This is a genomic window from Paenibacillus lactis, assembly GCF_017873605.1.
GTDB lineage: Bacteria > Bacillota > Bacilli > Paenibacillales > Paenibacillaceae > Paenibacillus_AQ > Paenibacillus_AQ lactis.
In genome coordinates, this window is the sequence record NZ_JAGGKI010000011.1 from 105,451 (window position 1) to 117,505 (window position 12,055).

The 12,055-nt window shown below is 52.5% G+C and carries 11 protein-coding genes; 1 reads left to right on the forward strand and 10 read right to left on the reverse strand.

Annotation, left to right across the window (positions count from 1 at the left end; all coding sequences use genetic code 11):
• Positions 1-16 precede the first annotated feature (16 nt).
• The 10 genes from J2Z18_RS19745 to J2Z18_RS19790 all read right to left on the reverse strand — a co-directional run bounded on the left by J2Z18_RS19745 (position 17) and on the right by J2Z18_RS19790 (position 9,280).
• Entirely contained in the window at positions 17-766 is a 750-nt protein-coding gene (locus J2Z18_RS19745) for a spermidine synthase (RefSeq protein WP_083832623.1), read from the reverse strand.
• 193 nt (positions 767-959) lie between these two features.
• Positions 960-1,544 (reverse strand): GNAT family N-acetyltransferase, encoded by a 585-nt coding sequence (locus J2Z18_RS19750; RefSeq protein ID WP_007130205.1) that lies wholly within the window; start codon positions 1,542-1,544, stop codon positions 960-962.
• Positions 1,545-1,745: 201 nt separating this feature from the next.
• Complete coding sequence (locus J2Z18_RS19755) at positions 1,746-2,213, reverse strand: hypothetical protein (RefSeq protein ID WP_007130206.1); 468 nt, start codon at positions 2,211-2,213, stop codon at positions 1,746-1,748.
• 16 nt (positions 2,214-2,229) lie between these two features.
• Positions 2,230-2,772, reverse strand: coding sequence for a TlpA disulfide reductase family protein (locus J2Z18_RS19760; RefSeq protein ID WP_244152704.1), 543 nt, complete (start codon positions 2,770-2,772; stop codon positions 2,230-2,232).
• Between the two features lie 8 nt (positions 2,773-2,780).
• A complete protein-coding gene (locus J2Z18_RS19765; protein WP_007130208.1) occupies positions 2,781-3,308 on the reverse strand; it encodes a MauE/DoxX family redox-associated membrane protein in 528 nt (175 codons plus the stop codon).
• A gap of 25 nt (positions 3,309-3,333) precedes the next feature.
• Positions 3,334-3,978 carry a hypothetical protein gene (locus J2Z18_RS19770; RefSeq protein WP_210095196.1) on the reverse strand — a complete coding sequence of 215 codons (645 nt, stop codon included), beginning with the start codon at positions 3,976-3,978 and terminating at the stop codon, positions 3,334-3,336.
• A 356-nt stretch (positions 3,979-4,334) separates the two neighbouring features.
• The gene (locus tag J2Z18_RS19775) at positions 4,335-5,786 is read right to left on the reverse strand and encodes a carbon starvation CstA family protein (protein ID WP_007130210.1); all 1,452 of its coding nucleotides are present in this window, start codon (positions 5,784-5,786) and stop codon (positions 4,335-4,337) included.
• A gap of 147 nt (positions 5,787-5,933) precedes the next feature.
• Positions 5,934-6,671 (reverse strand): LytR/AlgR family response regulator transcription factor, encoded by a 738-nt coding sequence (locus J2Z18_RS19780; RefSeq protein ID WP_007130211.1) that lies wholly within the window; start codon positions 6,669-6,671, stop codon positions 5,934-5,936.
• 20 nt (positions 6,672-6,691) lie between these two features.
• Positions 6,692-8,449, reverse strand: coding sequence for a sensor histidine kinase (locus J2Z18_RS19785; protein ID WP_007130212.1), 1,758 nt, complete (start codon positions 8,447-8,449; stop codon positions 6,692-6,694).
• Positions 8,450-8,686: 237 nt separating this feature from the next.
• Entirely contained in the window at positions 8,687-9,280 is a 594-nt protein-coding gene (locus J2Z18_RS19790) for a GNAT family N-acetyltransferase (RefSeq protein ID WP_007130213.1), read from the reverse strand.
• A 292-nt stretch (positions 9,281-9,572) separates the two neighbouring features.
• Here J2Z18_RS19790 and J2Z18_RS19795 point away from each other — a divergent pair, with 292 nt between their 5' ends.
• Complete coding sequence (locus tag J2Z18_RS19795; protein ID WP_210095197.1) at positions 9,573-11,972, forward strand: Ig-like domain-containing protein; 2,400 nt, start codon at positions 9,573-9,575, stop codon at positions 11,970-11,972.
• Positions 11,973-12,055: the final 83 nt, after the last annotated feature.

Here is a 12,055-nt window from a genome sequence, read left to right on the forward strand (position 1 = left end):
TGTATTCCATCCCTTCCTACGGACGATCCGTTATCACATAGCCCTGTTCAAGAGTTGCCTCCCGGAAGCCGGCCATATGACGCTCCTGATACAGAATAGGGCGCGCGGCTCCGATGAGAATGATATTTTGAATATCTGTGCGGCGATCGGACAGACGAAATGCCTTCGTATAGGAAAACACCGTATGGAGCGTCGTGTGGATCGCACGGATATAAGGGTCCCTAGTTCCTCGTCCAATCAGGTTCATAATCATAATACCCTGATCACGCAGCCTATCTGCCGCCATCATGAAAAATTCCGCAGAAGCCAGATGCCGCGGCGTTCCTTCCTTCGTAAAGGCATCCACAATAATAACGTCCAAAGTATCCTGAGCTTCCCTCTCCAGCAGCTCGCGCCCATCGCCAATTCTCACGGATTCAGCTTCGCTGCCGAAAAAGGTGCGGGCCAGCTCCGCCACCCGCTTGTCCACCTCGGCTGCCGTTATCCGCCTATTCGCATAATGGCGGGCGATCGTCCCGATGCCGTGCCCGATCAGGAACATGTCCTCGAAATCCGAATGATTGGCATCGATCAGGTGAATGATCGCTCTCGGGTACTCAAAGACGATCCGCTCCGGATCGTTCAGATCCAGCACTCCCTGCACCGCATCATCGGAGAACTCCAGCACTCGGAAACGCCCCTTCACGCCGTATAGCTCCTCTGTATCGTACACCTTCAATTCATGAACTTCACTCGTATCATGGAGCAATAAGCGCACCTTCACCATCCCCTTCGCGCCATTGATTCTGACAGGATGATCCTGCTGCAGCTATCTTATTGTACACCCGATCGGGGACCCTCACACACAGGATTATGAAAAATATCGCTTTACGAGAAGAAGGCCCCCCAATCTCTGGGGCGGCCGCAATCATATCCACCTGTCCATGGCTGACCATTTGGGTCGTAACTGTGACACGCGCTTATGACTCAACTTTTTCGGAATCGACACTATTTCGAAATGTGATGGAAACGTCGCCGAGCGATCTTCTCCAGATCATATGATGAAGGCCTTCGCCCCAATAATCCTGCAGGAGAACATCGGGTTCTCCAAACTTTTTCTTCCAGATGCTTTGGGCCGCAGAGTATCCGCTGTCCAGGCAAAATTCCCGGTATCCCCGCTCCATCATCGACAACCAAATGACGTTTAAGAGCAAGCTTCCAATTCCCCTGCCTTGATAATCCGGATGCACGAAAACGGTCCCCACCTCCATGATGTCCTGTTTGTTCCATGGAGCGTGCTGCCGGATCATGGCGTTTGGCGGCCCATATTCAATCGTGCCTACGACATGGCCATCGATCAGGGCAATTAGAAAGTACCACTGTTCGCCTCCTGATTCCAAATCACGATTCAAGTATTGAATTTTCGATTCGATTTCCTGTTCGATATCCTCATCCAATTCCGACAGGCCTTCCTTGGCGAACGTATCGGTTACAACGATTCGAAAAAAATGCGCAAGCGCTTCGACATCAGCGTATGCGGGTCTCCGGATCTCAATGTCCTGCATCAGTCCCTCTCCTTATTCCCTTCATCAGCTCACAACGAATCGTTGCGTTCATTAACCTCGCTGTTTCTCCAATTATATCCTTAAAACGAGGACAAATCAGCCGAATATAAGGAATTGACGCTCTTAGAAAATTTGAGCGCGGCGGCATCCCATCACGACGTCGTGCGTCTCACTGGATTGCATGAACACGCGGCCGATGCATTAATATGTGAAGGTCGATCTGCACGCGCAAATGATATATCTGCCATAAATATGTGCCCCTTGGTAGCAGCCTTTCATCCCGAATTCGGGATGAACATATTGCGAGATGCAATCCTGGCATTTGGCCCGTTGTCCGGGCGGATCGCTTGTATACCACCAGCCGGACGGATAAGGACACAGCCCTTTGCAGTCCGTAATAACGGATTTCGGCGTGCAGATGATATAATCGGGCGGACAGGAAGCATCTGCTCCGCATCCGCTGCAATATTGACCGTGAGGCGGGCGGCATGGCCCGGCGGCAAAGGAAATACGAACCAGCTGCTCTTCGGGTCTCAGGAGGACTCTCGCCAGCAGCTCCGCTGTTTTTTGTGCGAAACGGTTCAAAATCGAGACTCGACTCGCTTTCCGGGTCAAGCGGCTGATCACCGTCTGGGCTTCTTCATCTTTATTTGCAGGCAAACGCCACATGCTTATCACCTCTTATTCAGGAAGCTATGGTTGCCTTCACGTAGGCTTCCAGCTGTTCGCGGCTGTTGACCAGTCCCTTGTGCCTGATTACGCCGCTGCCGTCAACCGCATAGGCATAAGGCGTGACTTGGACATCCAGCTGACGGGCAAGCTCGGAGGTAACCAGGACGGCTTCATCCTCGTAGCCAATCGTCGAGATGTACGATGCTGCATGCTCTGCGGATGAGAATAACAGAAGGACCGGCTTGACGTGGTGCTTCTTCGCGATGCGGGTAAAGTCCGGAATAATTTGTGCGCACTCTTTGCAGGTCGGCGATCCGAACAACAGGATGGCGGCGGTTCCGGCTAAGCCGCTCGTCGACCACGAGCTCCCTTGCAGATCGGTGGTGACGGCATCGGGAAGCTTGCGGCCGACCGGAATGCCGGATTGGTTGACGCCCCGGGCGGTCCCCATCACCATAATTCCCAGCTGTCTGAACAAGACGAGGTTAAGTAGAACCAACGGTACAACGAGGAGCCATAGAACAATATAGGAGATCCAAAAAAACGTGTTCATCATGCCCTCCTTTACCTCTGTTTGATGTACGGAGCATGCGGGGCGGCGAGCTCGCGGTATATCCGGATGGCATGAACGGCATCCGGTATGCCCACGATGACAAGCAGCGATACCAGGAGCAGCATGCCTTCCAGCAGAAATCCGTTCAGGGCGACTGCTTCTCGATAGTCAAACCATGCCGGATTGCTCCAGGCCATGCTGAGCAGTCCCATAAACCCGTTAATAGCAATGAGCGGCCACCCCAGCCGGGAATGAAATTGCGGACCGAGACAGCCGCAGTCTACCCTTCCTTTCTTCCGTATGTAATAGACAACTCCGATTCCCTGAACAAAGTATAGGACCGAAAGCAAGACAAAACTCATGGATGAGGGATATCCGTAAATCATGGTGACGGCAAGGAACTGCAGCAATACAAGCAGCGCGTGCAGACGGGGACTGCCAGGGAAACGGTCCGGGTCGCCGAAGAAGGCGCTCCAGATGTAGCTGGTAACCGATAACAGCATGGGGAAGGTGGCGGAAATGGCAGCAATTTCATACATCGGAACGGCAGCCTCCCTTCTTAAATTAGGACAGGAGAATCCATAAGATGGATCCTGTCAGCAGCACGTAAGATGCGACTAGCCGCACGGCGCTAAGCAAGGTGCGCTTCAGCCATCTTTTTTCCAGCAGCATGTGGACGACGGACCGGATCAGGGGGAGACTAAATACAGTGCCCCGTATGAATCCGAAGCATATTCCCGCCAGGAGACTCAACCACCAAACCGGCGCAAATATCGATAATAGCATGTATGCATGAAACAGGACGCCGGCTTGAAGCGTAATAAACCCCATGCCCAGAATATGGCCCCAGAGCGCTGCGGAACGGTATCCCGCCTGCCGAATCCATTCCGACGGCACAATGAAATTACCCGAGGGCAGAAGTCCGGATTTATTAAACAGCTCTAACAGGATGAACACGGCAAACAATATGACGATGATTGCGTTATACAATGGCCCCAACGGGGTTAGAGACAGCAAATAATTGACGCCGCCGATCGCAAGCCCGGTCACCGCTCCTCCCAGCGTGCAGGAGAGCACATAGACGAGTGCATAAGCGGCTTTGTTCACCTTCGTGTTATCCAGGCTTCCAAGCACGTTCAACCCGCAGGTGGTATCGACGCTGGCAACCGCAGCGCTTGCGGCAAACAGGAACAGCAGCATGGTTAGCATCTTGCACACGCCCCCTTCACCATTTACACGTTTCTTTCATCATTTTATGAGCCGGTCGGATTGATTATATGTATAATTTCGTCAGGATGTTTGCGGGAAGCTTCTTGCAAGAAGTCTAAGCTCCTTATCCAATGGAGCGGGCAGCGATGAAGGACGGTTCTGCGTTAAGCCGGATGACATCTCGGTCGAATGGAGCAGCCATGCGATCGGTATAATGGCACCAGGTAAGGGAATGAATGAGGGTTTGACCGATCACGGCAAAAAGGCACCGCAAACGCAGGCTGTAACTAACCTGCCGCGGTACCTTCAAACCATGGACTATAGATTAACTTGTGGATCCGTTTAAAATGTAGCTATCATGCAGCCTTGTTGAAGCCGGAGACATCCACATCCAGCGGAAGCTTGGCGGCTCGGGCTTTTTGTGCGGCTTTAAAGAAGATAATCACCAGAACCGCACTGATGACTGCGCCGACGATGTAGGAAGCGTTCATGGACAAACGGAAGCCGATTTGCGCGTTCAAAATATACACCGTCGTTGTGTACAGCATCATGGCGCCGGGAATCAGGGCCACCCAGAAGTTTTTGCGTGCGATGTATAAATACATCGCTCCGACAAACAGGGCAATCACGCCAGTCGCCTGGTTAGCCCAAGAGAAATAGCGCCATAGAATGTTGAAATCGATCTGCGTAAGCGCTATCGAAATGAAAAAGAGCGGAACGGCAATGAGAAGCCGGCTCTTCATGCTAAGCTGCGGCAGCTTGATATAATCGGCAATGATCATCCGCGCGCTGCGGAATGCCGTATCGCCGGACGTAATCGGCAGAACGATAACCCCAAGCACAGCGAATGTACCAACAACCGCCCCAAGCGTGACCTTCGCGACTTCGCTTACGACAAGCCCCGTGCCGCCTGTTGCGAGCAGCTCATTCAGACCGGTCGAGCCGTGGAACAAGCTCATTGCCGCAGCTGCCCAGACCATGGCGATAATCCCTTCGGCGATCATCATGCCGTAGAAGATTTTGCGGCCCTGCCCCTCGCGCTGGGTCGTGCGCGAGATGATCGGCGTCTGAGTCGCGTGGAACCCCGACAAAGCTCCGCACGTAATCGTCAGGAACAGCAGCGGGAAGATCGGCAGATTGTCAGGATGCATATTGGTAAATGTCAGCTCTGGAATCGGCGCCTTCTGGATGATCAGCATCGCACCGACGCCGACAGAGGCTATCAGCAGCAGCGCACCGAAGATCGGGTAGAAGCGGCCGATGATTTTATCGATGGGCAGCAGCGTTGCCAGGATATAATAGCCGAAGATGGCAACCGTAATCATCCACAAGCTGATAGAGCCATTCATCAGGTTGTGAAGCAGGCTAGCCGGCGAGGTGACGAATACCGTTCCTACCAGAATCAGCAGCAGAATGGCGAAAGCGTTGACTACATGCTTCATGACTTTGCCCAAGAATTTCCCGGCAAGCTCAGGAAGATGGGCACCGCGGTTGCGAATCGAGATCATGCCGGTCAGATAGTCATGCACGGCTCCGGCGAATATGCAGCCAAATACAATCCACAGAAAGGCAACCGGACCGTATAAGGCTCCCATGATCGGCCCGAAGATCGGTCCGACCCCCGCGATGTTAAGCAGCTGGATCAGCGAGTTTTTGCCCGTACTCATCGGCAAGTAATCAACGCCATCCTGATTGACGTAAGCCGGCGTGGACCGCTCCTCTTTGACGCCGAATAACTTCTCAATATATTTTCCATACGTAAAATAACCGAGTATTAACAGCAGAATCGATACGATGAAGGTAATCATATCTATCGCCTCCTCCTTTGGAATCGCTTACATCGATTATAAGGAAATTCCTGCGGGCAGGAGGTAATTTGCGATTAACATGTCGTTTATACGGATTAAGATGCACAAAGTGCATGCTAACATGCAAGGGAGTTTACGCAGGTCGTCCTATAGCTCCAATGCCTCACGAAAGGCCTTGGCGTAATTGCGGCTCACGGCCAGCAGCTCGCTGCTCCCCTTCAGCTCCAGCTGGTAGGCGCCATTAAACCATGGGACGAGCCTTTTAGCATATTTAAGATGAACGATGTAGCTTTTATGGATCCGAAAGAACGGGTACAACCGAAGCTTCGCCTCCAGCTCCTTGAGCGGCGTTTTCACATGAAACTCCCGATGGACGGTAACAATCTTGGAAAACGGATCTTCCCGCGATATATAAATAATGTCATCCGGATCGATAAAATGAATCTGCCCCTCCTCCTCCAACGACAGCTTGCCGCAGGATTTCAATGGCGCTGGCGATTGCTGCCTTGGCGATAGGATCGCTCTCTCCAGTCTTCGAACCGTCTCAGCCAGACGATCCTCATCGATGGGTTTCAGCAGATAGTCTATCGCCTCATACTGGAAGGCATCGGCGCCAAACTGCGGATACGCGGTGGCGAATACGATTTTCGGCGGCTTCTTCATTTCCTGCATGGCTTCGGCGGCCGCAAGTCCGTTCATGAGCGGCATTTCAACATCGAGAAATACCGCGTCGGGCTGCAGCTGCAGCGTCTTCAGCACCGCTTCTTCCCCTGATCCCGCTTCGCCCGTCACTTCAATGGAAGGGTACTGCATTAATAGAAATCCGAGCTCCTCCCGGCTGTATCGTTCATCATCCACAATGATGGTTCTGATTCGGTCTGTCATGATGCGCGTGATCCCTGCCTTTATCTAAACTTATCGTCAGCTGCCGAAGGCGCCGGCGGTATATGGAATACAACCTCGGTACCCTCTGACTCCTTGCTCTTAATCTTTAATGAAGCGGATCCCCCGTACATTAACGTCAAACGCCGGTTAACGTTGAACACGGCCATTCCGGTGCCGGATGTGGATTGCATCATCTGAAGACCGAGCTGCCGCAGACGTTCAGCAGGAATTCCTTCTCCGTTATCCTTGATCGTAACGGTCACGCCGGACGACGGCTTGCCGGTGATCCTGATGCGAATGATGCAATCATCCGTTTTGTTCCTGAAGCCGTGCCGAATGCAGTTTTCCACGAGCGGCTGCATCGTCAGCGGCGGAACAATAGCGTTCAGAGCCGACTCTTCAACCTCATATGAGATCGCAAGCTTATCCTCGAACCTGGTTTCTTCAATGCTCATATAGGAACGGATATGCTGCAGCTCCTCTTGAAGCGTCGCTTTCTCGGCAGCAGCTGCCGTTAAGTTCTGCCGGATATAATCCGACAAGCTCCGAAGCAGCTTGCGCGCTTTCACTGCATCAATCCTCGTTAGCGACAAAATCGTATTGAGCGCGTTAAACAGAAAATGCGGATGGATCTGTGCCTGAAGCGTCTTGATCTCGGCCTCCCTGGCCAGCTCCTTCGCTTCGGCAAGCTGAGCTGCTTCCAGCTGATAGCTTAACAGCATACTGAGCCCGGACATCAGCTCCGTGGTAACATGCGTAATATCCTTCTTGCTGGGGAAATAAAATTTAAGCGTCCCGACCGTCTCCCCTCCCTGCTTCAGGGGACCGACGATCGCCGCGCCAAGCGGACAATCCCGCATCTGGCATTGGATCTGATGCCGGTCGACAATCAGCAGCTCCCCCTTCTCGATAACGTGCCGGGTTACCTCTGTCTGCAGCGGGCGTCCAGGCGCATGGTGATCGTCTCCTATGCCGATATGGGCCAGGATGACACGGTCATCGGTCATCGCGATTGCGCTTGCCTTCACTTCCTCGAACAGAATCCGGCAGACCGCTTCGGCCGATTCGGGCTTCATGCCCTGCCGCATGTAACCGAGCGTCTTCCGGGCAATCCGAAGCGAGGTTTGGGCCTGTTGGGCTGCAGCCTTCTGTTCTTCATTGACTACGGATCGGATGATCAGCAGGAACAAGGCGCAGCCGATCCCATTGGCCACGATCATGGGAACCCCGATAAAAGCGACCAGGTTCAACGCCTGGTCGAAAGGCCTCGAAAGCAGCAGAATAATCAGCATCTGCAGCGACTCTGCCAGCGCTCCGAGGACTAAAGCTGCGGAGACGCTGATCTGCTCGTTCTTTTTCCGAAACAGACTTGCCAGGATGCCTGCCAGCATCGTCGCCAATCCGCAAGCAAGGCTTGTAAAGCCGCCTAACGTGAAGCGGTGCAGGCCTGCAACAAGCCCTGCCCCCAGACCGATCTTCCATCCGCCGAAAAGCCCGGCCATTGCAATACCAACCACCCGTGAGTTAGCTATGGCTTCTTCCTCGGACACCTGGAGCATCCATTTATTCACGGCAAGCGACTCTGTGCTGACTGTAATGCCGGTATACGTTCCGACAATGCCCAGCACCCCGAAGACCAGAACGGCCTGGAGCCGCTGAACGGAGGACAGCTTGTCCTGGCTCAGCATCGTACGGAAAAATCGCAGCCGGGTCACGATAAAAGCGATCGTAACAATAATGCCGATCCGTTCCGTCATCGTGATCAGCAATTCGAACATGGCGTCACCTCAGTTCATATCCCGTTAGTCATAACCATCGCCTATATGCAGTATACCGTCAAGAATGCTCTCCATACCAGCCTCCGCGGACTAAAGAATACGCGAAGCACACAAAAACCCCCCTTTCGCATAGGGCCCTATGCGTCCGAGGGCAACTTGCAGAAGTGCTCGATTAACACGGTTTCTTAATTATCGATCAATTTCAATCAAAATTTATTTCGTGCAGAAGCTCGGCGTTTAATCCTCCGGTGTCCACTCCATATAAATGCGGTATTTAAACCCTACAATTTCGGCATTGCTCTCCGCTTTCCGCTCAATCTCTCGAAACCCTAATTTCGAGTAAATCCGATGTGCGGCTTCGTTGGCATCGGTAACCTCAAGAACATAGCGACGATAGGGCAGCTTCTCCACCACATAGTTCAACAAGGCAGAGGAAATGCCCTTTCCGCGATCACGGGTCAATGTCGCCACACATTCGATATACCCCGTCTTGTCATCGTAAGGCAAAGCGGTATTAAACTCATTTGTCATGACATGGTAAGCCAGTTCCCCCGTTTGCACGCCGAAAGCGTTCTGAAGCGGCTCCAGTTCGACCGGCATTGCCCGCTGCCGATTGTTGGAGCAAGCCAGTATACCGGCAACCCTTCCGTTGAGTTCGGCCACATAGAAGACCTCGGAGCTAAACAGATCTTTGAAGGCGGAAATGAGGGTCGAGCGGTCCTTCGTGAAATAAGATAATTCCTCATAATACCCATCCACGAATACCTCAGCCACCTCATACCGTACGTCACGACCCGCTTCGGCCATATTATAAATCGCGATTGAATCCATCCATCATTCCTCCTGTCCAAGAAAATCCTTTCAACCAGCTGCACATCCTATTCATCCAACGTTCGTTTAAGAACAGATTACATAACATTCCGCCGGGTTTACACCGTCTTCAGAATAAAATGATGATCCGTCTAAAGACGGATAGCCGGCGGCAGTTCTAAACCTCTAATTTCGTAATAATTAAAAGTAAGCGCTTTAATGACGGTCATATCTGATTTCTTGCATCTAGCGTTTAAGGCTGCCGGGTTGGTCAAGTACGTTTATACATCTCAATGACAAGGGTGTGAAAAGAATGTTGAAAAGCTCAAGGTTTCGCAAATGTGGACTCTTGTTCCTGACGGCAATTCTGCTCGCTGTCTGTATTCCCCTCCCTTCTGCCAAAGCGGCAGCGCTTATCACAATTGATTCTCATCAGGATGGACAAACCATTCAGCCGGGTAAAGCCGAGTTGTCCGGCACCTACTCCGGCGTCTATGATCTCGAACTGATCGTGAATGGTAATATGGTGGAAGACGTCCACATGGATGATCCGGACGGTGATGACAGCGGGACTTGGTCTTATTCGCTTGATACGACTCAGCTGGACGGGGCCATAGAAATTGTCCTCAAATCCAAAGATGTTGTAACCCGGTACGGAGTTTGGTCTCCATGGATTTACTTGAACGTAGATAATCCCCCGGCGAACATACCTCAAGTTCAAATCGTAAGTCCTGCCGAAAACACACGGCTTCGAAATAAAGTCGACGTCCAGATTTCAGCCGTAGGCAAAAATCCGATTTCGCGCGTCGAGCTCCGAATCGACGGGGGCGGGTGGATCCCGGTTCTGCCGGCCAAGAAAGGATATTTATATACCTGGGATACCCGTCAATCAACGCAGCCGGTCCACAGCCTGGAAGCCAGAGCAACCGATACGCACGGCAATACAGGCTACAGCTTATCCGTCTATGCGCAAACCGGAATTACTGCATCCGGCAGTATTTCGGCTGCCAGTGCTGCCGTCACTAGCGACGTTTACGGGGATGAACCGAACTTTGGCCAGGATCGTGCTACGGTAATGGACAGCGTCTATTTGGAGTCCGTTCCCCCAGAAACCGTTACGGAACATGTATACGGTCCGGGTCAACCCCTTCCCGATCAGGACCGAGCAATCTGGATATGGGAAAATGCCTCCTATCCTTTGGTGCTGAACCCGAATGCGCGTTATTCACTCGCTGCCATGGCGAAGGATACCGCTACCTTTGATCAGCGCCCCATCAAGACGCTGTATCTGGCAGTCGGACAGTTTCAAGGAGCCATGATGCTGGAGGATTATCGAAATGAAGTGCAGCGGTTTATTACGTGGGCGCATGAAGAAGGCTTTGATGTGCAGGCATTGATTGCCGGCGGTACCAAGCCTCCCTACTTCGGGGCTTACAGCCGTTATCATGCACAGGCGGTTAAGGAATTCGAGCAGGTATTGAATTATAATCTCGCTTCCGAAGCATCCGCCCGGTTTGACGGAATCAATCTGGACACGGAACCGTATATCCTGCCTGATTTCAAAACGGCAAAGCCCTCCGTACAAATTCAGTATCTGGATATGCTGAAGCTGCTCATGTCACGCAAAGACGCGTCCGGACTTTCGCTCTCGGTCGGGGCTGCGATTCCAAGATGGTATGATTCTTCGGCGGATGCCAGCAATATCACCTGGAATGGGGAGACGAAGTGGTTGTCCGAGCACATTCAGGACACGGCTGATTACATCTCCATCATGAATTATCGCGATCAGGCCGAAGGTTCTGCAGGCATTATTGCCCATGCCGTAAACGAGCTGGCTTATGCCTCCAAGATCGGGAAACCCAAATCCGTTGTGATCGGAGTCGAAACGAAAGACATCGCCGATGGCGGAGATCCGGAGACCATCAGCTTCCACGAGGAAGGTCGGCTCTATATGGAGCAGGAGTTAAATAAGGTTTACGCCGCTTTCGAAAGCGATCCTGCATTTGGCGGCATTGCTATCCACCACTACACTTCGCTGGTCGACTTCCCGAGTGAGTGGGGGCCTAACGGATTCAAATGGCAGCCTCCAGCAGACAATGAGCCTCCCGGCCAAGTCGGCCGGGTATCTGCGGCCGCATTCGATTACCAGCGGATCGACATTCATTATGATATGGCCATGGACAACAGCGCCGTGAACGAATACCGGATCTATCGCGGCACCGATGCAGCATTCGAGATTGGACCGGATACGTATGCAGGTTCATCGAAGACCCTATCTTTCGAGGATACCGGGCTGCTGCCTGGCACGACGTACCACTACAAAATAACGGCCGTTGACATCAGCGGCAATGAAGGATCACCCAGCGCTGCGGCAGTGGCAACGACCGCTCCATCCGCAATGAAGCCCATGATCATTGACCATATGGCCATTCTCTATAATGAAGGCGTCGCTACGGTTACCATCCAGGTCGTTGACATGGAGACGAAGCAGCCGATACCCGCTGCTAAGATCAGCGGACGGTTCACCCATATGGCTGGAAAGTATGTGCTAGGAGTGACAAATACGGATGGCATGTTCACCTCCCGTTCTGAACTCATCTCTCTGCCGAGCGGCGAGATCGGTTTTCTCCCGCGGCGCATCATCGCAGACTCCTATTATTGGGCAAGCGCATATGATCAGCACCCCTACCCGACCGTCATTTGGGAGCCTTAAGAGCTGCTGGCAATACAAATCGTTCTTCTGTACGAGTTAACGGCTTGATTGGCGCTTAATCGATCGGGATTTTAATCGAAGCA